Genomic DNA, 23602 nt, shown 5'->3' on the forward strand with positions numbered 1-23602 from the left:
TGCCTGACGGACCGGCGGAGACGGGACTTCCTTGTCCCGGCTCCGCATTTCGCCCGCGTCCTGCGGGCTCTCCTGGCTTCCTCGCTTCGTTCAGCGCTGCGGATTGCCGGCCCAAAAGCGTCCCCGGCCTGCTCCGAAGCTTCAGTGAGTGCTGCTAAAAAGGGCTCATTTGCCAGAGGCGCTGGCGCGTCAGCTGCGGCAAAGGGCCATTCATGGCGACCTGGTTTTACCGCGTATCCGCCTGCCAGCCACCGCCCAGCGCGGCGATCAGGCCGACGCTGCTGACCCACTGCGTGCTCTGCAGCGACAGCAAACTCTGCTGCGCGCTCAGGCTGCTGTTTTCGGTGGTGGCGACGTCGAGATAGTCGATCATTCCGGCATCATACTGATTGCGCGTCACGCGTGCCGATTCCTGCGCCGCGTCGGTGGCGCGCTGCTGTGCGGCGATTTCGCCCTGCAAAGTATTCAGCTGCACCAGATAATCTTCCACTTCGCCCATGCCGGTCAGCACCGACTGGCGATAGCTGGCAACGCTGGCATCATAGGCGGCGCGTGCCTGTTCGACTTTCGCTGAGGTGGCGCCGAAATCTAACAGCGTACCGCTCAGCTCCGGCCCCAAAGACCAGACGCGATTGGGCAGCGAGAACAAACTGTTGATCGCCGATGAACTCACGCCTCCGCTGGCGCTCAGCGTCAAATCGGGATAGTAACCGGCAATCGCCACGCCGACCGCCGCATTCGCCGCCGCCACGTTGCGCTCGGCGTAGGCGATATCGGGACGGCGCTGCAACAGCTGCGACGGCACGCTGTTCGGTATCGCGGGCAGCGCGGCCTCCAGCTTCGCCACCGGCAAGGAGAAATCCGCCGGTGCGCGGCCCAGCAGCAGCGCAATGGCGTGCTCCATCTGCGCACGCTGCCACTGGTAATCCTGCGCCGAGGCGCGGGCGCTCTCCAGCTGCATCTGCGCCTGCGCTAAGGTGGCGCGTGATTCGCTGCCCGCCGCGTATTTGTTTTCAATCACCGTCAGATAGCGTTGATAGGCCGCGATACTGCGCTGATAGAGCGCGATTTTCTCGTCGATGATGCGCAGCTGGAAATAGTCCTGCGCCAGTTCGGACTGCGCGCTCAAGGTGATATTCGCCAGCTCGGCTTTGCTGGCTTCGGCGCTGGCGTGGTTCTCCTCCAGCGTGCGTCGCAGTTTGCCCCACACATCCAGCTCCCAGCTGGCGCTGAGATCGGCGGCATGGCTGTTGCTGACGCTACGTTGTCCGCTGGCGCTGGCGCGGCTGCCGCTGCGCGTGCTGCTGGCGTCGTAGCTTACCGACGGCAACAACTCCGCGCGTGATTGCCCAACCAGCGCCTGTGCTTCGCGGTACTGCGCGGCATAGCTGGCAACGTTCTGGTTGGAGATGCTCACCTGCTTCAGCAGACTAGCCAGCGTGGCATCGTGATATATCTGCCACCATTCACCTTTGCTGTTTGCATCCTGCGGCATCGCCTGCGTCCAACCTTTGGCTTCTTTGAAATGGGTCGGCATCGCCATGCTCGGGCGCTGATAATCGGGGCCAACCGCGCAGCCCGCCAGCAACATCACGGTGAGCAACGGCGTAATTTTCAGAGACATTTTCATCTATCGGGATTCCACATGACGCAACCGCAGCCACTGACGTTGCGTGGCGCGGCTTAAACGGTCGAGCCAGAGATAAACCACCGGCGTAGTAAACAGCGTTAACAATTGGCTCAGCGCCAAACCACCGGCAATCGCCAGCCCGAGCGGGCTTCGTAAGTCGGCATCGCCGCCGCTGCCCAGCGCCAGCGGCAGCGCGCCAAAGAAGGCGGCCAGCGTGGTCATCATGATCGGCCGGAAGCGCATCAAACAGGCTTGGGTGATCGCCTGCTGCGGCGTCATGCCTTGGCTGCGCTCGGCGTGAATTGCAAAGTCGATCATCATGATGGCGTTCTTTTTCACGATACCAATCAGCAGGATGATGCCGATCAGCGCGATCACCGTCAGCTGCGTGTTGGTCAGCAACAGCAACAACAGCGCGCCCACACCCGCCGACGGCAGCGTTGAGAGAATGGTGAGCGGATGGATGTAACTCTCATATAGCACGCCGAGCACGATATACACCGCCGCCAGCGCCGCGATAATCAGCCACGGCATGGTGGCGGTAAGCTGGGCGAAGGCGGCGGCGGTGCCGGCAAAACCGGCCTGAATGCTGGAGGGTAAACCGAGCTGCGCCATCGCCTGCTTAATCAGCGCCTGCGCCTGCTCCAGCGACACGCCATCGTTGAGGTTAAACGCCACGGTGCTGGTGGCGGATTGGCCCTGATGCGCCACCGACAGCGGCGCGTTGCCGCCCTTGAAGCTGGCGAATGCGGCGAGCGGCACGCGATCGCCGCTGTCGTTAATCACATACAGCTGCTGCAAAATCGCCGGATCGCGCGTGTAGCTATTCTGCAGCGACATCACCACATGATACTGATTAAGCGTGTGATAGAGCGTAGCGACCTGACGCTGGCTGAAGGCGTTATTCAGCAGGGTGTCGAGCATCTGCACATCCACGCCCAACCGTTTCGCGCGGTCACGATCGATATTAATCACCACTTCCTGACCGCCGGTTTGCGAGTCGGAATCGACGCTATTCAGCTGCGGGATTGCCGCCAGCGCCGCCTGCACTTTGGGCGTCCACTCACGTAGCAGATCGAGATCGTCGGCCTGCAAACTGTATTGATAGGTGGCGTTGGCGCTGCGCCCGCCGATGTGCAGATCCTGCGCCGCCATCAGGAACATCTGCGCGCCGGCAATATGGCTGGTTTTCATACTCAGGCGGTTCGCCACTTCGGTGGCGGTGGCATCGCGCTTGTCAAAATCCTTGAGGCGCACAAAGAAGTTGGCGCTGTTGCGCGAGCCGAACATGCCGCTGCCCATCGACGACATCACGCTCTCCACCGCCGGATCGGACTGGATGATGTGGGTGAACTGCAGCATTTTCGGCTTCATCGCCTGGAAGGAGATGTTCTGATCGGCACGCAGCGCGCCCATCAGCAGGCCAGTATCCTGATTGGGGAAAAAGCCTTTCTGCACCACGGAAAACAGGAACAGGTTGAGCAGCACGGTCAGCACCAGGCTGAACATCGTCAGCTTTTGGTGCGCCATCACCCAGGTTAACCCGCGCGAATAAGCCGCCAGCAATGCGTTAAGTTGGTTTTCGATAAACTGATACAGCGGATGCGGGCGTTGCGTGACTTTGGGCTTTGGCTTCAGCAGGCGCGCGCACAGCATCGGCGTCAGGCTCAGCGAGACAAACATTGAAATCAGCAGCGATACCGTCAGCGTGACGGCAAATTCGCGGAACAAGCGTCCGACGATACTGCCCATCAGCAGAATCGGGATGAACACCGCAATCAGCGACATGGTCATCGACAGCACGGTAAAACTCACTTCCTGCGCGCCACGCAGCGCCGCGCGCAGCGGACTGAGCCCTTCTTCGATATGGCGCGTGATGTTTTCCAGCACCACAATCGCGTCATCGACGACAAAGCCGGTGGCGATAATCAGCGCCATCAGCGACAGGTTATCGAGGCTGTAACCCAACAGATACATCACAGCGCAGGTGCCAATCAGCGAGACCGGCAGCGCCAGCGCCGGGATAATCACCGCCTGCACGTTACGCAGAAACGCAAACACCACGGCGATCACCAGCAGCATCGCCACCAGCAGCGTCTCTTCGGTGTCATACAGCGAGGCGCGCACCGTCGGCGAGCGATCCACCACCACTTTCAGTTGCGTATCGGCGGGCAGATTTTTTTCCAGCGCCGGCAGCTGCGCTTTGATGGCATCAATGGTGTCGAGCATGTTGGCACCGGCCTGGCGCTTAATGCCCACCATCACCGATGGCATGGCATTGAGGAAACCGGCCTGATACTGATCTTCAACCGAGTCATACACGGTGGCGACATCATGCAGCCGCACCGCTTTGCCCTGTTGATACGTAACGATCAGATCCTGATACTGCGCGGCTTTATCCAGCTGGCCGTTGCTGTCCACCACCCACGACTGGCTGCTGCCCTGCAAAATCCCTTTCGGCTTATTGCTGGTGCTGTTGGCGATGGCGCTGCGCACCGTATCCAGCGAAATGCCGTACTGCGTCAGCTTCAGCGGCTGCAGATCGATGCGCACCGCCGGTAAGGCGCTGCCCATCAGCGACACTTCGCCCACGCCTTTCACCTGGCCCATCGCCTGCTCGATTTTGCTTTCGGCCAGATCGTAGAGTTCGCCCGGCGTGCGCGTGGCGGACGTCAGCGCCAGCATCACAATCGGTGCATCCGATGGATTGGCTTTGCGATAGGTCGGCAGCGACTCCATCGCGCTCGGCAGCAAACTGCGTGCGGCGTTGATCGCCGCCTGCACGTCACGCGCTGCGCCGTTGATGTCGCGATCGAGATCAAACTGCAAAATCACGCTGGTCGATCCCTGCGAACTGGTCGAGGTCATCTCGGTGACGCCGGCAATCTGCCCCAGCGAACGCTCCAGCGGCGTAGCGACGGTAGCCGCCATGGTCTCCGGGCTGGCACCGGCCAGGCTGGCGCTCACCATAATGGTGGGGAAATCCACCTGCGGCAGCGGCGCCACCGGCAGCAGCCGATAGCCCAACGCGCCCAGCAGCAGGATCGCCAGCGTCAGCAGTAACGTGGCAACCGGGCGGAAGATAAACAGCCGGGTGAGGTTCATCGCTCGCCTCGCGCCTGCTGCTGCTTGCGCTGCATGTAGCGCTTGCCGCGCTGCGCGATGCCATCAAACCACAGGTAAATCACCGGCGTGGAGAACAGCGTCAGCACCTGGCTGACGATCAAACCGCCAACAATCACCAGACCGAGCGGCTGACGCAGCTCGGCACCGGAGCCGGACGCCAGCATCAGCGGCAGCGCACCGAGCAGCGCCGCCATGGTGGTCATCAGAATCGGGCGGAAGCGCAGCAAACAGGCCTGATGAATCGCGTCCCGCGCGCTCATGTGCTGCTTGTTTTCCGCCTCCAGTGCGAAGTCGATCATCATAATCGCGTTCTTCTTGACGATACCGATCAGCAGAATCACGCCAATCAGCGCGATCAGGCTGAACTCGCTGCCCGCCAGCAGCAGCGTCAACAGCGCGCCGACCGCCGCCGACGGCAGCGTCGAGAGAATGGTCACCGGATGGATAAAGCTTTCGTACAGAATGCCGAGCACCACGTACATGGTGATTAATGCCGCCAGAATCAACCACAGCGTGTTGCCGGTGGCGCTCTGGAATGCCGAGGTTTCGCCCTGATAACGCAAGGTGATGCTCGACGGCAAATTCAGCTGCTGCGTTACTGTGGCAATCGCCTTCTGCCCCTCTTCCAGCGAATAGCCTTTGTTGAGATTGAACGACACCATCACCGCCGGGAATTGATTGAGCCGCATGTGCATCAGCGAACCGGTGCGCTGGTGAATGGTGGCGATGGACGTGAGCTTCACCATGCCGGTGGTGGTTGTGGTGGTGCCATCCGTGGTGGAAGTGCTGCTGCTCGCGCTGGTCACCGGCAAATAGACATCATCAAACGAAGCGGGCGATTGCTGATACTGCGGCGCCACTTCCAGCACCACGCGATATTGATTGGCCTGGGTAAAGATGGTGGAGACCAGACGCTGACCGAAGCTGTTGTACAGCGCGGTATCGACGTCGGCGGCGGTAATGCCGTAGCGCGCCGCTTTATCGCGATTCAGCTCGACATAGGCCACGCGGCCCTGATCCTGCAGGTTACTCACCACGCCGTTAAACTCCGGACGCTGCTGCAGGGCGGCGACCATCTTTGGCGTCCAGCGCACCAGGTTTTCGCTGTCGGCATCATCCAGCGTGAATTGATACTGGCTCGGCGACACCTGATCGTTAACGGTCAAATCCTGCGCCGGTTGCAGATAGAGCTGAATGCCCGCCACCTGCTGCGCCGCCTGTTGCAGCTGTTTGATCACCACGTCGGCTTTGTCGTCGCGATCGTCAAACGACTTGAGGTTGATCTGGATGCGCCCGCTATTCAGGCTGGTGTTGCTGCCATCAATGCCGATGGTTGAGGACAAACTCTCCACCGACGGATTTTGCAGAATCACTTTCGCCAGCGCCTGCTGTCGCTTCGACATCTCGCTAAACGACACATCCTGCGACGCCACGGTGACGCCCTGAATCAGCCCGGTATCCTGCGTCGGGAAGAAGCCTTTTGGGATGGCGATATACAGCAGCGCGGTGAGCACAAAGGTCGCCAGCGCCACCAGCAGCGTCAGCTTCTGATGATTCAGCACCACCGTCAGCATGCGGTCGTAGCCGCGCACCAGCTTGTCGAACAGTTCGCCGCCTTTACGCGAAAAGCGCGACTGTTTTTCCGACGGAATGTGCTGCAGCAGATAGGCGCACAGCATCGGCGTCAGGGTTAGTGACACCACCATCGACACCAGAATCGACACCGCCAGCGTGATGGCAAATTCGCGGAACAACCGCCCAACCACGTCGCCCATAAACAGCAGCGGGATCAGCACGGCAATCAGTGAGAAGGTCAGCGAGATGATGGTGAAGCCAATCTGCTGCGAGCCTTTCAGCGCCGCCTGCATCGGCGTTTCGCCCTCTTCCAGCCGCCGCGAAATGTTCTCCACCACCACAATCGCATCGTCAATGACGAAGCCGGTGGCGATGGTCAGCGCCATCAGTGATAGGTTATTCAGGCTGAAGTCGGCCAGATACATCACGCCGAAGGTGCCAATCAGCGACAGCGGCACCGCCACGCTGGGAATCAGCGTCGCCGCCACGTTGCGCAGGAACAGGAACGTCACCATCACCACCAGCGCCACCGACAGCATCAGCTCAAACTGCACGTCGCTGATCGAGGCGCGAATGGTTTGCGTGCGATCCGACAAGATGCTCATCTTCACGCCGTCCGGCAGCGCCGCCTGCAGCTTCGGCAGCTGCGCTTTGATGCTGTCCACCACCTGAATCACGTTGGCGCCCGGCTGGCGCTGCACGCTGATCACAATCGCCGGACTGTTGTTGGCCCACGCCGACTGGAAGCTGTTCTCCGGTCCCTGCTCGATATGCGCGATATCTTTTAGCCGCAGCGCCGCACCGTTTTGGTAAGTGATGATCAAATTGCCGTACTCATCGGCGGTGCGCAGCTGATCGTTGGCGTCAATGGTCACCGAGTGATATTTGCCGTCGAAGCCGCCTTTCGAGCCGTTCACGTTGCTGTTGCCGATCAGCGTGTTGACGTCCTCCAGCGACAGCTGATGCGCCGCCAGCGCTTTCGGGTCCATCTGTACACGAATCGCCGGTTGATGGCCGCCCGCCAGCGTCACCATGCCGACGCCATTAATCTGCGACAGCTTGAGCGCCACGCGCGTGTTCACCAGATCCTGCACCTGCGTCAGCGGCAGCGTGTCGGAACTCACCGCCAGCGTAATCACCGCCGTATCAGCCGGATTGACCTTTTTATAGGTTGGCGGATTGGGCAGATCGCTCGGCAGCAAATTATTGGCGGCATTGATCGCCGCCTGCACTTCCTGCTCGGCGACATCCAGCGACAGATCGAGGCTGAACTTCAGCGTGACGATCGACGATCCGCTTGAGCTGGTGGAGGTCATCTGGCTTAGCCCAGCCATTTGCCCCAGCTGGCGCTCCAGCGGCGAGGTGACGGACGACGCCATCACATCCGGGCTGGCACCGGGATAGAGCGTGGTGACCTGAATGGTTGGGTAATCCACCTGCGGCAGCGCCGAGGTGGAGAGAAAACGGTAGGAGAAGATCCCGGCGATCAGCACGCCGACCATCAGCAAAATGGTAGCGACCGGACGCTGGATAAACAGGCGAGACGGATTCATTTGGCCTCGGCGGTCGCGGTGGTTTTGCGCTCATCCGCCAGCTGCACTTTGCTGCCGTTGGTCAGGCGATCGATGCCTTCGGTGACCAGGCGATCGCCCGGTTCCACCCCTTTGAGAATCGCCTGCTGATCTTCACCAAACGTTGGCCCGGTGGTGACCGCTTTGCGCGTCACGGTGTTGTCTTTATTGATAACAAACACGAAGCTGCCGTCGCTGCTCAGCTGCAGCGCCTGCGCCGGGATCACCGTGGCATTTTTCAGGATGTTGGTTTGCAGCCGCAGATTAACGAACTGGTTAGCGAACAGCGATTCGTCTTCATTCGGGAAGGTGGCTTTCAGCTCAATGGTGCCGGTCGCGGTATCGATCTGGTTGCTGATGAACTTCACCTCGCCCTGCGCCAGCGCGCGGCTGTTGTCCTGATCAAAGGCGGTGGCGGGCAGGCTTTGTCCGCCGTGCAGCGCGTTGGTCAACTGCGGAATGTTGCCCTGCGGCACGCTAAAGGTCACGGCAGCGGGCTGCATCTGCGTCACCACCACGATGCCGGTAGTATCGGTGGTTTGCACCATATTACCGGGATCGACCAGACGCAAACCGACGCGTCCGCTGATTGGCGAGGTGATGCGCGCATACTCGATATCCAGTTTGGCGCTGGCGATCTGCGCTTCATCAGCGGCGACCGCACCTTTGTACTGGCCGACGGTGGCGGTTTGGGTATCAAGATCCTGGCGCGACAGCGAGTCCTGCGCCGCCAGTTTCTGATAACGCACCAGCGTTAACTGCGCGCTTTTCAGCAACGCCTGATTCTGATTGAGATCGCCCTGATACTGTGCCAGCGTCGCCTGATAGCTGCGCGGATCGATCTGCGCCAGCAGCTGGCCGGCGCTGACCTTCTGCCCTTCGGTAAAGAACACTTTTTCCAGCTGTCCGGCGACGCGGCTGGTGACGGTGACGCTGGCGTTAGGGATCACCGTGCCGAGCGCGTTGAGGTATTCCGGCACATCCGCGCTGCTGGCGACGCCGCTGTGTACCAGCGTGGCACCGCCCATCATCATCGCCATGCCCGGCGGGCCACCCGCGCCACCGCGATGACCGCCGCGTGCGCCCGGCGGCTTTCCGCCGCCCGGCATGCCGCCATGACCGCCGACCACGCGCCAGATCACGCCCGCCACAATCAATAGCACAAGCAACAACAGGAGCCATTTCAGCCAGCGGGAAAACGGGGAGCGGGAAGCGTTGTTAGTCATCAGGATCTTCAGGTTAGCCAGAAAACGGAAAATCCCCTGTAAAACAGGGGACTATTTCAAGGGGAAATCATCACTACGCGCATTATCGGTTGAATGCCCGCGCGAATTCCATACGCGAACCGTAAGGGTTTCGTTAAGGTGATTAAGATTTCCAGCCGCCGCCTAACGCCTTGTACAGGGTGATTTTCTGGCTCAATTGGCCGAGATGCGCACTGATCAGCGACTGCTGCGCACTGTAAAGCGATCGCTGGGCCACTAACACATTGAGATAATTGTCGACGCCTTGCTTGAAGCGCAATGTGGAGTAATCGTAGTCGCGCTGATTGGCGCCAACCTCCTGTTGCAGCGCCGTCAGCTGATCCTGCCAGGTATCCTGACCGGCCAGCGCATCGTTCACCTCTTTAAACGCGGTCTGGATCGCCTTCTCATAGTCAGCAATCTCAATGCGTTTCTCGATATGCGCGATATTTAGGTTGGCCTGGTTTTTACCACCGTCAAAAATCGGCAGGTTAATCGATGGCATGAATGACCATGCGCCGGTGCCGCCGCCCAGCAGGCTGCCAAGCGAGCTGCTGGTGGAGCCGCCGGACGCGGTCAGCGTGATGCTCGGGAAGAAGGCGGCACGCGCCGCGCCGATATTGGCATTAGCCGCCTTCAGCGTGTGCTCCGCCGCCATGATATCCGGGCGACGCGTCAGCAGATCCGACGGTAAGCCAGCGGGCGTGGCCGGGAAGTGCCAGTTGGCGTCCAGCGTGGCGTGTGACAGCAGCGTGGCGGGCAGATCGGTGCCGACCAGCAAGCGCAGCGCATCCACATCCTGCCGCACCTGCCGCGTGTAACTCGCCACGTCCGCCTGCGCCGCCCGCACCGTGCTTTCGGCCTGCGCCAGATCCTGATCGCTGCTGGCACCGCCGTCGTAGCTGAGCTTGGTCAGGCGATACGATTCCTGCTGGCTTTGCGCGGTGTGTTGCGCCAGATGCAGCAGATCGTTATCCGAACTCAGCGTCAGCCACGCCGTCGCCACTTCCGCGATCAGTGAAATGCGCGTGGCGCGTTCGGTGGCGGCGCTCGACAGATAGGTTTCCTGCGCCTGATCGCTCAGGCTTTGCAGGCGGCCGAAGAAATCCAGCTCCCACGAGGTGACGCTCAAGCCGCTGTTCAGCTCGTGATAGGTCACCGCGCCGCTGGTTTTGGTGTTGTAGAGATTGGCCGGTTCATGCGCCGAAGTCTGGCTGGCCGTGGCGTTGATCGACGGCATCAGCGCCGCGCGCTGCACCGTGACGCCCTGCTGCGCCTCTTGTACATTCAGCGCCGCCACGCGCAGGTCGCGGTTGTTATCCAGCGACAGCTGAATCAGGTTGCGCAGCGTGGCGTCAGTGAAAAAGTTCTGCCACGGCAAATCGGCGACGTTGCCGACGGGCGTCGCCTGATCGTATTTAGCGTCCACCGGCAGCGCCGGGCGCTGATAGTGCGGAGCCAGCGTACAACCGGCCAATGCCAGCGCGAGCGGCAACAGCGCCAGACGGAAGTTATTCATGTTCATTTTTAACCACCTTTGCGGATGTTTGTTTTTTACGCGCAAAGAATTGCGAAACCACCACGTAGAACATCGGCACAAAGAAGATGGCGAGGAAAGTCGCGGTGATCATGCCGCCCGCCACCGCCGTACCAATCGAATGCTGGCTGCCTGCGCCCGCGCCGTTGGATATGGTCAGCGGCAGCACGCCGAGGATAAACGCCATCGAGGTCATGATGATGGGGCGGATACGCAGCCGCGCCGCTTCTACCGTCGCTTCCACCAGCGTTTTGCCTTCGCGCTCATGCAGCTCTTTGGCGAACTCAACGATCAGGATGGCGTTTTTCGCCGCCAGCCCCACGGTGGTCAGCAAGCCGACCTGGAAGAACACATCGTTCTGCAGGCCGCGCAGCAGCACCGCGCTGATGGTGCCGAGGATGCCGAGCGGCACCACCATGATCACCGAGAACGGAATCGACCAGCTCTCGTACAGCGCTGCCAGACACAGGAACACCACCAGAATCGAGATCAGATACAACTGCGTGGTTTGGCTGCCGGAGGCCTGCTCCTCATACGAAATGCCGTACCACTGCACGCGGAAACCGTGCGGCAGCTGCTTCGCCAGCTGTTCCACCGCCTTCATCGCTTCACCGGTACTTTGGCCCGGCGCGGGCGATCCGAGAATCTCTTCGGCGGTTAAGCCGTTAAAGCGTTCAAAGTGCGGCGAGCCGTACACCCATTTGCCCGAGGCGAAGGCGGAGAATGGCACCATGGTGCCGCTGCTGTTGCGGAAGTACCATTTGTCGAGATCCGACGGTGTAACGCGCGAGTCCGCTTTACCCATCAGATAGACCTCTTTCACGCGACCGTTATACATGAACTGATCGATGTAGCTGGAGCCCCACGCCACCGACAAGGTGTTGTTGATGTCGGTCATGCTCAGGCCGAGCGCGCTGGCCTTCTCATCATTGATCTCCAGCTGATACTGCGGCTCATCTTCCAGCCCGTTAAGACGTACCTGCGCCAGATGTGGATCGTTGTTCGCCAACGTAATCAGCTGATGCACGGCATCCATCATCTGCTGATGGCTGTGCGCGCCGGTATCCTGCAGATAGAGATCGAAACCGGTGGCGTTGCCCAACTCCATCACCGCCGGCGGCACCATGGCGAAGATTTTGGCGTTCTGATAGTTGGCGAAGTGCGCCATCACGCGGTTCGCCAAATCCTGCACGCTTTGCCCGCTGTGCGTGCGGTCGCCCCAATCTTTCAGGCGCACAAAGGCCATGGCGTTGCTCTGGCCGCGACCGGCAAAGTTAAAGCCCGCCACGCCAAAGGTGGTGGTCACCACCGACGCTTCGTTCTGTTGCAGATAGGCGTTGAGATCGTTAATCACCTGCTGGGTACGCTGAGACGACGAGTTCACTGGCAGCGTGATCTGCACCATCATCAAGCCCTGATCTTCACCCGGCAGGAAGGTGGTCGGTACGCGGGTGAACAAAAATCCCGTCACGCCGACGATCACCAGATAGATCACCAGGAACAGGCCGCGACGGGAAATCACTTTGCTGACGCCGTGGGTGTAGTGCATCGCCCCGCTGTCGAACTTGCGGTTAAACCAACCGGCGAATCCGGTGGTTTTGTGCTCCGCCGCCGCCGGTTTCAGCAAGGTGGCGCACAGCGCAGGCGTGAAGATCAGCGCCATGATCACCGACAGCGCCATCGCCGAGACGATGGTGACCGAGAACTGGCGGTAAATGACACCGGTCGATCCGGAGAAGAACGCCATCGGCAGCAGCACCGCCGACAGCACCAGCGCAATGCCAAACAGCGCGCCCTGAATCTGCTGCATCGATTTAATGGTGGCGGCTTTCGGATCGAGCTGCTCTTCGTGCATTACGCGCTCAACGTTCTCCACCACCACAATGGCGTCATCCACCAGTAGCCCGATGGCCAGCACCATGCCGAACATGGTGAGGGTGTTAATGCTGTAACCAAACGCCGAAAGAATGCCAAAAGTGCCCAGCAGCACCACCGGCACCACCAGCGTGGTGATCAGCGTGGCGCGCAGGTTTTGCAGGAAGATCAGCATCACGAAGAACACCAGCACCACCGCTTCGATCAGCGTTTTCACCACCTCTTCAATTGAGGCGCTGACCACCGGCGAGGTGTCGTACGGATACTGAATCTCGACGTTATCCGGCAGCGAATCTTTCAGGTCGGCGATGGTTTGGCGCACCGCCTTGGCGGTATCCAGTTCATTGGCACCGGTTGCCAGACGCAGCGCGATACCGGCGGCCGGTTTGCCGTTCATGGTGGCATCGATGCCGTAGCTTTGCGGCCCGAGCGCGACGCTGGCCACATCTTTCAGCCGCACCTGCGAGCCGTCGCTATTCACCTTCAGCAGCACATTCTCAAACTGCTGCACGGTGGTGAAACGGGTTTTGCCGAGGATCGTCGCCTGGGTTTTTGCGCCCTGAATGGTCGGCAAACCGCCGAGTGAACCGGACGACACCTGCACGTTCTGGTTATCAATCGCCGTGGTGACATCGCTCGGCATCAGGTTGTATTTGTACAATTTGGCCGGATCGAGCCAGATGCGCATCGCGTATTCGGATCCCAGCACCATGAAGTCGCCGACGCCCGGCGTACGCGAGATCGGATCTTCCAGTTTCGACACCAGCATGTCGGCCAGATCGCCGTTGGTCAGCTTGCCGTCTTTGGCGATCAGCCCGATGACCATCATGAAGTTTTTCTGGTACTTACGGATGCGGATACCTTGCTGCGTGACATCGGTGGGCAGCTGCGACTCCGCTAGCGACACGCGATCCTGCACCTGAACCTGGGCGATATCGGGATTGATGCCCTGATTAAAGGTGGCGATGATCTGCGCGCTGCCGTCCGAGGCGCTGCTCGACTCCAGATAACGCAAACCATCCAGGCCATTCAACTGCTGCTCAATGACCTGCACCACGGTGTTTTGTGTGGTTTCGGCGCTGGCACCCGGATAGGTCACCGAGATGGAGACCGCTGGCGCGGAGATATTGGGATATTGATTGACCGGCAAACTGATGGCGGCAATCGCGCCGACCAGCATCACGATAATGGCGATAACCCAGGCGAAGATTGGACGTTCAATAAAAAACTTCGACATGCCGCCCCCTTATTGCGCCGCTGCGTCAGTCATCGAAAGACTCACCGCATTGGCGGATGGCGTGTCGTTGGTGTTGGCGGCGCTGGTGGTGACTTTCACCCCGCTGCGCACGCTTTGCAGGTTGTTCACCACCACGTTTTCCCCTTGCTGCAGGCCCGAGGTGACCAGCCATTCTCCGTTGATCATCTCGCCGGTGTGGATGCTGCGCTGCTCGATGGTGTTGTCGCTTTTCACCACAAAGACATATGGCTGACCTTTGGTGTCATGCATGATCGACTCTTGCGGCAGCAGAATGCCTTGCTGCTGAATGCCCTGCGGGAAGCTGGCATGCACGTACATGCCAGGCAGCAGTTGGTTATTCGGGTTCGGGAATACCGCGCGCAGCACCACGGTGCCGGTGGCGGTATCGACGTTCACTTCCGAGAACGCCAGCTTGCCCTGCTCGGCGTACTGGCTGTTATCTTCCAGCGACAAGCCCACGGCGGCGGTGTTGTCGGCCACTTTGGCGATTTTGCCGTCGGCCAGCGCGCGGCGCAGGCGCAGCAGATCGGTGGAGGATTCGCTGACATCGACATAGATCGGATCAAGCTGAGTGATGGTGGCGAGATAATCGGTTTGCCCGTTGGTGACCAGCGCACCGGCGGTGTACAGCGAGCGGCTAATGTGGCCGGAAATCGGTGCTTTCACCAGCGTGTAGTCGAGATTCACTTTGGCGGTTTCCACGTCGGCCTGCGCTTCACGCGCGGCGGCAACCGCATCGTCGTAGGTTTGCTGGCTGATGGCGTGCGCGTTGGCCAGCGGCTGATAGCGCTTCACCACCATCGCATCGTTCTGCCAGGTCGCCATGGCTTTGTCGTAGGCGGCTTTATAGGTGGCCGGATCGATTTGATACAGCGGCTGGCCGGCTTTCACTTCACCGCCCTCGGTAAACAGGATTTTTTCAATTACGCCGCTCACCTGCGGACGCACCTGCGCAGTTCTCACCGCCGTGGTGCGGCCTGGCAATTGGCTGACAAGCGTAACGGGTTGCGCTTTCAGGTTGACCACCCCCACTTGCGGGGTGGCGGATGCGGCGGGCTTTGCTCCGCCCTGGTCACAGGCTGCCAGTAAAAACACCACGCTGGCAGAAAGAAGTTTCAGGCGCATAGTTGTTCTCTAAAAGATAGGAAGGGAATAGTCACGAAGGTAATGACTTGAAAGCCATTGTAGGGAGGCGGGTTAAGCGGGGTTGTTAAGGTTGCGTAAAATATATTTTCCAAAGGAAAATGGTAAACCTTTCGTGCCATAAAGGGTTGGGATTTTTAGCGTTTTGCGGGATTGATCAGCGGGATAAAGAATCGCACCTTTCGTAGCGGCGCAATTTATTGCGCAAGATAACAGCGGGAAAAAGGTCAACGGAGCGCAATGAATTGCGCCGCTACGGTTATGTGCACGCAATAACCACCGATTTAACCTTTGGGTTCAATGCCTCTGCGGCGCAGCTCGCGGCGCGCCAGCTCTTTTAACCAGCACGACAGCGTGACGTTGTCGTCGTCGGTCACACTGCGCAGCTGCTCGTGCAGCTCCGGGTGAATACGTAACTGAAACGCCGAAGAACGGCCCTCGCCTTTTGGCGTGCGGTCTTTGGTTTTTGGCATCGCGGGTTGGCCTCAACTAGTCGCAATAAAAAATCGCCCCTTAAAGCGCTACCAACACCGTAAGGGGCTAGCGAACCGCCATGGAATGCGACATCGCGGTGCGTTACCTACAGGTTACACAACCCGATATTTTTATGTTGCCGGGGAAGTGTTAAGACTCAGACAAGAGGTGTGAGCGAGTTCGCACAGTAGTAAATTACAGGTAAAAAAACACACACCTTTTCCCTGATCGGATTAAGTAATCCAGAAAGAGGCTGAATTAAGACTAGAGCAGGCATTAAGTTAATATATTTTACTATTAATTCATTGATCGGATGGATCAATTGCTGTTGTTTCCAGAAGCTTCAACTCTCCATCGTTTATCGCAAAATATTTAACAGTTTGTTCTTCATCATCAAGGGCTTTACCCTTGATGATGAGTAATGAGCTGTCGATAGTAAACTCATCATGTTCTAATTCATCTGCATAATAATATGGTATTTCATTTGCCACTAATTTACCTGACATTGCATCGATTAAGCCGTATCCCAACGAACCGCCACCGCTGCCAAAGGTAAAAAGAACATAATGGCTTGCAAAGTTAACTTTATTAGCATTTATGTATGCGTGAGAAAAATTTGGTGCCATGTTTTCAATATCTTCTTTGTGGACCACCGAGCTTCTATATACATCTTGGGTATGAAAGGATGATAAAGAAGGCAATGTAACAGCACAAAACACCACAGATGAAAAGGTTAACGTTATAATAAACACAATATGAGTTTTGGTGAGATAATTCCAGATCATTGGCAATCCATCCACAGATATTACTTAAATTTTAGATTAAAAAAATGAAAGAAACTAACCCGCTAATACCATCAGCGAGTTAGTGAATTATTAGTAACTTATTGCGAGCAGCGTTTTAATTTGATGACTCCATGTTCAGAATAATTCTGAACAAAGTCGGGATCATCCACCCAAAAATATTTCTTATCGCTGATGTTATAAAACCCATTCCAGTTAAGGACACCGCTGTCACCAGAAAATGTTAGCTCTGCAATTTTCATTTTTCCGCTGACATTGCTCCAGTTAATGGACATTCCACCACGTCCCAAGTCGATAGGCTTGATAAAGTAGAGATCCACCTTATTTTCTAAAACCATTAAGGATGCGTACTGCACTACGATTTGATTGTCATTAACGACCAAATCTGAAGGAGAATTGGAGATCTTAAGGTCAAATGCATCACTTGCTCCACACTCTGTAGACCAAATACCATTTGGTAGCTCAGCCTCTACTTGAAAGGCAAAAATCATAAGAATAGAAGCGAGTAGTTTAATCATAATTCATCCTGTAATTTTAAAATATATCCTAATTCCATATGCAAGTCTGACTTCCCCTTCAACTCTTCCAGAAGATAGTTTTCATACAATGACAAAGCTTCTTTTTGAGTTTTAGCCGGTTGCCCATACCTTCCTGGTGGGAGACTTGCCCACTCATAGCTCAGTTTTTCAAGCGCACCATCAATATCTCCATCCATGATGCTTTTCAAAGTCCCTTTTCTTTTGTACTTAAAAAGCATGACGCAGAATTTATCCTGTGACGATGGGCTGAAGTCTTTTATTGAATGCTTATTTCTGACTGATACCATCTGCTTATCATTCCATGTATATCCCATAACCTGATAAGCTCCCGCCGCTGACGATGTCAGACTCCCTCGGGTTATTGATACTTGCGGATGACCGCTAAAATCCTTATTGTAATCTTTTATGAATGATTGCCCGCCAAATAGGGTTTCATATCCGACCTCACCAACAGTACCTTCCCCAACTCTGAGCATTCGCATAAATGCCCGAACCCTGGCTTCTTCAAGCGTAATTCGCGAAAAACTTATGGCTTTCAGAAACTCGATGGGATGAAAATGCCATATTGGTTCATCCTGATCAAACGGCTCAACCTGGCTCATCCACTCCATATCGGATTGCCATTTTTCGCAATATTTCTTATCGAACCTATCCAGATCCTTATAGAAACCATTCCAACGACCACTTGATATTCCACCAAACCATTCACAGTGATGTCGGATTATCAATCGATTAATTACATCACGTACTAGCGAGTGACGAATACGCAAAGCGTCACGCACTTCATTAACACCATGGAATTGAGGATTCTCTAATTTAGCAATAAGTCTGCGATAGTTATCAAAAACAAAACTGAATTTCATATCGTTTTGTTGCTCGGCATTACTGGCAATCAGCTCCAGCGCCGTTGTAATCCAACGCTCTCTAAATGTTTCTGAGATGTCATTATTGCTGGTTTCTTCAAGTGGAGTGAAACCCTGGCTCAAAAGATCGAATTGTTCCGTTATTAAAACCTTATCTTGTGGCAACCAGCCTGAACCGCTGACGTTATACCACCAGCGTTCGGCATCATCGAGGAGAGGTACGGCTGAATCACGCGACAAAAATTGCTGTGCTCCTAGCGGAACGCCCGTCTCTCTAAATTCAGGTGTTTCACGGAAATCATCTCGAAGATAAATCAGCTCACCCTTTGCGGCTCTGAGCATACGCTTATCGGTTTGAACGCGGCCTGGATTAGAAAGAAAGCGAGGCATTCTGCTATCAACACTCAGGCATTCCAAATGAATGAACCATTCCTTTTTAACTAACTCAGTCGTATCTGGCCTTTCGGTAAGGCCCATAAATCCTAATGGCGTCCCGGCGTTGACTTTCCATTTATCACCTTCATCCGTAATTATTACATCATTAGAGATGCCCTTATCGGCGGCAATTGCCATCCAGTCTGGCATAAGATCATACATCTCCCCATCAGGCTCCAGCAGCTCAGGATCTAATGTTACCCAAAACTGTTCTTTGCCCGGCTTGCCAGCCTTCAGCAACCTGGCAAGGCCGAAAGTATTAAGTTCGCTTTTTCCATTCTTGTGAAGATAAAACCGACCTTGCCGTGAGACTACAATCCGGTCGCCATCATTAATGACCTGACCGCTTCTTGGTGGCGCAGGATAAAGCGCGTATTGCCTTTTAGCTTCGTCACCTTCAGGCACGCCAAAATGCCCCTTTTTGAAACGCCGCAGTGTGATACCACGGCGATCAGCAGCAACTTTGTAACACTGCGATGAGGGATAATCGTTGAGTGCAGCAAGATGCATGTACAGGCAATAGAATTCTAACCAGGTTTCTTCTCTATCCGGATTTGGTTTGCAAAGCGATTTCACCAACACAAACGAAGAACTATGACAAAGCGTCGTGCCGCAATGCCGCGCTGTTGGGTAGGTGTCATTTAAGCGATAGGCAACGATTGTGCCATCAGTCATGAATTGCAGCGGCACAGGATCTTCACTGTTCTGTGCATCTGGTATGAGTGCCGAAAATGGCTGGGAGACATCGCTGATATGTATTCCGCCATGCCAGAAGCCGTTGGCACCAATAGCCCAGGATCCATGCGGTTCACTGGCAATAAGGCTCATCACCTCATCATGTGATTGGAATTCACTGCCATTGAGGTTTCTGATGGGATAGGAGAATTTCATAACGCATCCTTAGCTGTCGTTCATCCTGTGATGTAAGGCGGCACCGATTCGTTTGAATCCTGTGAAAAACCTTAAGGCACAATCTTCGCATGGCTTTTAAAAAAGAAAAGAACAAATTACGGGCAGTGAGTAATTAAGATGATCAGTTCGGAGCTAAATTACAGGCAAAAAAAACCCACGCATCTGCGTGGGTCGGTGTAATAACAGGGTACTACCAAAGCAGTTTGTTTCACACCCATCAATACCTCTGGGATCTCCATACTCGCACCGATGAGCTGGTGAAAGACAGGTGCAAAAAGCAACGGTGTTTGGGGAAGTGAAACGAGGTGTGAATATTCTCCACACCTCACTTACACTTTTGATTTAACTAAGATTTGTCTGAAGAAGGTTTACTGTAGATCGCATCTGGTGCCACGTTCATGTGCTTGAGTACCGGGCCCATGATGTTGCCGAAGATCGGTGCTGCCACCGAGCCACCAAAGTGATCGCCCGCGGTGGGATGGTTGATCATCACCACCAGCGCCACTTCCGGATGGCTGGCGGGCGCGATGCCGGCGGTGTAGTTGATATAACCGCCATCGTACTTGCCGCTGGTGCCCATCTTCTCTGCGGTACCGGTTTTGGTCGCCAGACGATAACCCGGCACCGCCGCTCTTACCCCGGTGCCGCCCGGCAGTACGTCGCTCTCCAGCATATGCACCACGGTTTGCACCACCTGCGGATTCGCCACCTGTTTGCCTAACACCGGCGGCGTCACTTTGGTGATCGACAGTGGACGATAAACGCCGTACGAACCGAGCGTGGCGTATTCACGCGCAATCTGCAGCGGCGTGACGCGCAGGCCGTAGCCAAAGGCGAAAGTGGCGCGTTCGATATCAGCCCAGCGCTCGCGGTGCAGCGGGAAGTAACCCACGCTCTCACCGGTCAATCCCAGCCCGGTAGGTTTACCCAGGCCAAACGCCTGATAGGTATTAACCAGCGCTTCAGCGGGCATCGCCAGCGCAATGTGCGAGACGCCGATGTCACTCGATTTCTGCAAAATGCCGGTCATGGTGAGGCGTGGCCAGTGGCCAACGTCGCGAATTAAGTGGCCGTTGACGCTGTACGGCGTGGTATCGATCACCGAATCGGCGCGCACCAGATGGCGCTCCAGCCCTTCCATCACCACCAGCGGTTTCACCGTGGAGCCGGGTTCGTAGCTGTCGTTGATCGCCGAGTTACGCATCTGCGCCGGCGTGGCATTTTCATAGTTGTTCGGGTTGAACGACGGATAAGAGGCCATCGCCAGAATCTCGCCGGTATCGATTTTCACCAATACCGCCGCACCCGAATCCGCTTTGTTAAGCAGCACGCCGTCGCGCAGTTTGCTGTAGAGCGTGAATTGGTCGAACTTATCGATACTGAGCTGCACGGTTGGCGGCTGCTGTGGCGGCTGGTAATCGATCATCGCAATGATGTTGCCTTCACCATCCTGACGATAAACTTCTTTGCCCGGATCGCCCTGCAGCACATGGTCGAAGCCCTTCTCGATGCCGTTCAGGCCGTTGCTGTCGGCCCCTACAATGCCAATCAGCGGCGCAGCTGCTTCACTCATTGGATAGAAGCGGCTGTCGTTATACACCGAGCTGATACCTTTGAGTTTCAGCTCGGCGATATCTTTGGCGATGCCGAGTTCGATTTTGCGGCCCAGATAGAGGAAGCGTTTTTTCGGGTTGGCGGTGATGGCCGCGCGCAGATCTTCCGGACGCTGATTGAGCGCGGCCGCCAGATAAGCCCATTTGGCGCTGGTGAAATCGGGATTTGCCTCCAGCACGCGCATTGGATCGGCGATGATGTCACGCGCCGGAACGCTCAGCGCTAATGCCTGGCCGTCGCGATCCAGCAAGGTGCCGCGGTTGGTCGGCAGCGTCACGGTACGCAGCGAGCGCTGATCGGCTTCGTGCTCCAGCATCGGATGTTTGATCAACTGCAGGTCACCGACGCAAATCAGCAACAGCACCAGACAGCAGAACACGCCAAGGCAGATCAGGCGAAAACGAAACGGGTTAAAGGGCGCTTTTATCTGGTCTTTTCCCAGAAATTTTTTTATTTGAGGCATGGCAATCCGCTGCTGTAAGTGAATCTGAAGCTTATTGCTTGCAGTTATAAAGAAACGTAAAGCGAGTTGACAGGAAAACTGTGTTTCGATTCGTTAAGCAAAAAAAAACCTGCGCATCTGCGCAGGTCGGTGTAATCAAGAAAACTTTTTGATGTTCACCCATCAATACCTCTGGGACCCTGACTGTAGCAAGGTGGCACGCTGGGAAACCATCGCCTAAACGCAACAGTTACCGGCAAAATGTAACCAGCGATGAGATTATTCGTTGCCCATTCACATCAGATGTTTTTTGATTTCCACCAGGCAACTCATGGCGTTAGGACCCTGCGTTAACGACGAGGTGCCGATATCCAATGTCAGGACATTCGGGTTGCCGGCGCGATCCCACGGCTGCCAGGCGCGACCAAATCCAGGATCGAACCAGGCGCCGGTAGCGATGATCACCACGCCCGGCGTTAAGCCGTCGGTCAGGCGCACCCCTGCCAGCATGCGCCCGCGCGCGTTGCTCACCTCAATCTCATCGCCATCCTGAATATCACGCGTTGCCGCATCCTGCGGATGCATATACAGCGTTTCATGTCCGGCGGTTTTGTTGGCTTGCACCGTGGCGGTGGCATCCATCTGGCTGTGCAGTCGATCGGATGGCTGAATCGAGATCATATGCAGCGGGAACTGCGCGCTAAGCGGCGCGCCCAGCCACTCTTGCGGCTCGCGCCACTCGGGATGTCCGGCGAAATCCTCCAGCTGATAATCGGCGATAGTCTGGCTGAACAGCTCAATCTTACCGCTGGCGGTTTGAATCGGATGCGTTTCTGGGTTAGCGCGGAAATCATCCATAAACACGAACGGCTTGCCGCCTTCGGGAATCTCGACAAAACCGCGCTCCCAGAATTCCCCGAACTCCGGGAACGGAATATCGCGGCGCGCATGCGCTACCGCGCACTGCTGATACAGATGCTCAATCCACTGCATCTCATTGCGCCCTTCGGTGAACACATCACGATAGCCGAGGCGATCGGCGATATCAGCGAAGATGTCGAAATCATTGCGCGCCTGATGCTGCGGCTTGATCGCCTGATGCATCGCCAGCACGAAGCGATCGCGCGACGATCCGCCGATGTCGTTGCGCTCCAGCGTGGTGGTCGCGGGCAACACGATATCCGCCATCTGCGCCGCCGGCGTCCAGACGATATCCTGCACAATCACGGTATCCGGGCGCTGCCAGCCTTCCACCAGACGATTGAGCTGCTGATGATGATGGAACGGATTGCCGCCCGCCCAGTGCACCAAATGGATATCCGGATAGTGCTGGGTTTCACCCTGGAATGCGTACGCCTGGCCGGGATTGAGCAGCATGTCGCTGATGCGCGCCACCGGAATCGACAAATTGCCCGGATTCGGGCCGGTGCTCATCATGGGTGCCGGGCCATCCTGACGCGGATTGCCGACGCTGTTCATCGAGCCATGACCAAAGGAGAAACCGCCGCCCGGCAAGCCTGGCTGACCGAGCATTGACGACAGCGCAATCATCATCCAGTACGGCTGCTCGCCGCGATGGGCGCGCTGTACCGAATAGGAGCAGGTAATAAAGCTGCGTTTGCCGATCAGCTGCTGCGCCAGCAAAGCAATGCGAGCCGCCGGAATGCCGGTAATGCTGCTGGCCCACTCAGGCGTTTTGGCGATGCCATCGCTTTCACCAAGCAGATAGCCGCGCAGCTGCGGCCAGCCGGTGCAGTGGCTGGCGAGGAAGCTTTCATCCAGCGCGTTACGCCTGGTGATCTCAAAACCCAGCGCCAGCATCAGCGCCACGTCGGTGTTCGGGCGAATCGGAATCCACTCGGCATTGACGAACGCCGGGCAGTCATCGCGCATTGGGCTGATGTTAATGATTGGCGTGCCTTTGGCACTGAGCTGCTCCAGCGCTGGTTTTAGGCTGTGCTGCCCTGCGCCGCCGGACGCCACCTGCGCGTTTTTCAGCGCCAGGCCGCCGAAGGCGATAAAGATGTCGGCGTGTTGCACCACTTCCGGCCAGTCGGTGACGCGGCCGGTGAGCGGCATGTAGGTGCCAATCACGTACGGCAGGAAGAACTGCGCCGCGCCCCAGCTGTAGTTACCTTGCTGATCGACGCCGCCGCCGCCCTGAAAATAGAAGCGACGAATCAGCGTGCGCGCGTGGTTGACGCGTCCCGCCGATGACCAGCCGTAAGAGCCGTTGAAAATGCCCGCTGCGCCGTAGCGATCGCGCACGCGGCGATTCTCTTCCGCCACCAAATCCAGCGCGGTATCCCAATCCACCGCCACGAAATCTTCCCGACCGCGCAAGGTGCGATCGCTGTTCTCGCGCGACTTCAACCATGAACGGCGCACCATCGGCTGGCGAATACGCTTATCCGAATAGACCAGTTCAGGAATGGTGTTGAGCATCGGCGAGGGATCGGCATCGGCGAAGAAGGGTTCACAGCCAATCAGGCGATCGTTTTCGGTGACGGCAGTGAATGCGCCCCAGTGCGCCAGGTGTGGCACGCGAGTTTTCATGGTTT

The 23602-nt window shown here is 56.9% G+C and carries 13 protein-coding genes; all 13 read right to left on the bottom strand.

From position 1 onward, the window contains the following. Positions 1–226: 226 nt before the first annotated feature. Positions 227–1630, bottom strand: coding sequence for an efflux transporter outer membrane subunit (locus tag ACYAC5_RS15440; protein ID WP_462061978.1), 1404 nt, complete (start codon positions 1628–1630; stop codon positions 227–229). Then, positions 1631–4735 carry an efflux RND transporter permease subunit gene (locus ACYAC5_RS15445; protein WP_462061979.1) on the bottom strand — a complete coding sequence of 1035 codons (3105 nt, stop codon included), beginning with the start codon at positions 4733–4735 and terminating at the stop codon, positions 1631–1633. It lies immediately after the preceding gene. Then, positions 4732–7884: an MdtB/MuxB family multidrug efflux RND transporter permease subunit gene (locus ACYAC5_RS15450; protein ID WP_462061980.1), complete on the bottom strand. Its 3153-nt coding sequence runs from the start codon at positions 7882–7884 to the stop codon at positions 4732–4734. Before ACYAC5_RS15450 ends, ACYAC5_RS15445 begins: the two co-directional genes overlap by 4 nt. Then, positions 7881–9128 carry an MdtA/MuxA family multidrug efflux RND transporter periplasmic adaptor subunit gene (locus tag ACYAC5_RS15455; RefSeq protein ID WP_462061981.1) on the bottom strand — a complete coding sequence of 416 codons (1248 nt, stop codon included), beginning with the start codon at positions 9126–9128 and terminating at the stop codon, positions 7881–7883. Before ACYAC5_RS15455 ends, ACYAC5_RS15450 begins: the two co-directional genes overlap by 4 nt. A gap of 142 nt (positions 9129–9270) precedes the next feature. Beyond that, the gene (locus ACYAC5_RS15460; RefSeq protein WP_280172028.1) at positions 9271–10671 is read right to left on the bottom strand and encodes an efflux transporter outer membrane subunit; all 1401 of its coding nucleotides are present in this window, start codon (positions 10669–10671) and stop codon (positions 9271–9273) included. After that, a complete protein-coding gene (locus ACYAC5_RS15465; protein ID WP_462061982.1) occupies positions 10658–13795 on the bottom strand; it encodes an efflux RND transporter permease subunit in 3138 nt (1045 codons plus the stop codon). Before ACYAC5_RS15465 ends, ACYAC5_RS15460 begins: the two co-directional genes overlap by 14 nt. A gap of 9 nt (positions 13796–13804) precedes the next feature. After that, positions 13805–14941, bottom strand: coding sequence for an efflux RND transporter periplasmic adaptor subunit (locus ACYAC5_RS15470; RefSeq protein ID WP_462061983.1), 1137 nt, complete (start codon positions 14939–14941; stop codon positions 13805–13807). A 302-nt stretch (positions 14942–15243) separates the two neighbouring features. After that, positions 15244–15432, bottom strand: a complete 189-nt coding sequence (locus ACYAC5_RS15475; protein ID WP_061719884.1) for a hypothetical protein — start codon at positions 15430–15432, stop codon at positions 15244–15246. A gap of 303 nt (positions 15433–15735) precedes the next feature. Then, the gene (locus ACYAC5_RS15480; RefSeq protein ID WP_462061984.1) at positions 15736–16218 is read right to left on the bottom strand and encodes a hypothetical protein; all 483 of its coding nucleotides are present in this window, start codon (positions 16216–16218) and stop codon (positions 15736–15738) included. A 98-nt stretch (positions 16219–16316) separates the two neighbouring features. Continuing rightward, positions 16317–16754 carry a hypothetical protein gene (locus tag ACYAC5_RS15485; RefSeq protein ID WP_462061985.1) on the bottom strand — a complete coding sequence of 146 codons (438 nt, stop codon included), beginning with the start codon at positions 16752–16754 and terminating at the stop codon, positions 16317–16319. Then, positions 16751–18964, bottom strand: a complete 2214-nt coding sequence (locus tag ACYAC5_RS15490) for a glycoside hydrolase family 24 protein (protein WP_462061986.1) — start codon at positions 18962–18964, stop codon at positions 16751–16753. The genes ACYAC5_RS15485 and ACYAC5_RS15490 overlap by 4 nt, the downstream gene beginning before the upstream one ends. 367 nt (positions 18965–19331) lie before the next feature. Further along, positions 19332–21062, bottom strand: a complete 1731-nt coding sequence (locus tag ACYAC5_RS15495; protein ID WP_101761978.1) for a penicillin-binding transpeptidase domain-containing protein — start codon at positions 21060–21062, stop codon at positions 19332–19334. 273 nt (positions 21063–21335) lie between these two features. Beyond that, positions 21336–23597, bottom strand: coding sequence for a molybdopterin-dependent oxidoreductase (locus tag ACYAC5_RS15500; RefSeq protein ID WP_462061987.1), 2262 nt, complete (start codon positions 23595–23597; stop codon positions 21336–21338). Positions 23598–23602 lie beyond the last annotated feature (5 nt).

This window comes from Pantoea sp. y20 (assembly GCF_054903455.1).

What these genes read in the sequence shown, in the direction of transcription:
- ACYAC5_RS15485 (WP_462061985.1), bottom strand. Translation starts at nt 16,754, where the DNA reads ATGATTAAACTACTCGCTTCTATTCTTATGATTTTTGCCTTTCAAGTA.
- ACYAC5_RS15490 (WP_462061986.1), bottom strand. Translation starts at nt 18,964, where the DNA reads ATGAAATTCTCCTATCCCATCAGAAACCTCAATGGCAGTGAATTCCAA.
- ACYAC5_RS15455 (WP_462061981.1), bottom strand. Translation starts at nt 9,128, where the DNA reads ATGACTAACAACGCTTCCCGCTCCCCGTTTTCCCGCTGGCTGAAATGG.
- ACYAC5_RS15495 (WP_101761978.1), bottom strand. Translation starts at nt 21,062, where the DNA reads ATGCCTCAAATAAAAAAATTTCTGGGAAAAGACCAGATAAAAGCGCCC.
- ACYAC5_RS15480 (WP_462061984.1), bottom strand. Translation starts at nt 16,218, where the DNA reads ATGATCTGGAATTATCTCACCAAAACTCATATTGTGTTTATTATAACG.
- ACYAC5_RS15440 (WP_462061978.1), bottom strand. Translation starts at nt 1,630, where the DNA reads ATGAAAATGTCTCTGAAAATTACGCCGTTGCTCACCGTGATGTTGCTG.
- ACYAC5_RS15445 (WP_462061979.1), bottom strand. Translation starts at nt 4,735, where the DNA reads ATGAACCTCACCCGGCTGTTTATCTTCCGCCCGGTTGCCACGTTACTG.
- ACYAC5_RS15450 (WP_462061980.1), bottom strand. Translation starts at nt 7,884, where the DNA reads ATGAATCCGTCTCGCCTGTTTATCCAGCGTCCGGTCGCTACCATTTTG.
- ACYAC5_RS15465 (WP_462061982.1), bottom strand. Translation starts at nt 13,795, where the DNA reads ATGTCGAAGTTTTTTATTGAACGTCCAATCTTCGCCTGGGTTATCGCC.
- ACYAC5_RS15475 (WP_061719884.1), bottom strand. Translation starts at nt 15,432, where the DNA reads ATGCCAAAAACCAAAGACCGCACGCCAAAAGGCGAGGGCCGTTCTTCG.
- ACYAC5_RS15460 (WP_280172028.1), bottom strand. Translation starts at nt 10,671, where the DNA reads ATGAACATGAATAACTTCCGTCTGGCGCTGTTGCCGCTCGCGCTGGCA.
- ACYAC5_RS15500 (WP_462061987.1), bottom strand. Translation starts at nt 23,597, where the DNA reads ATGAAAACTCGCGTGCCACACCTGGCGCACTGGGGCGCATTCACTGCC.
- ACYAC5_RS15470 (WP_462061983.1), bottom strand. Translation starts at nt 14,941, where the DNA reads ATGCGCCTGAAACTTCTTTCTGCCAGCGTGGTGTTTTTACTGGCAGCC.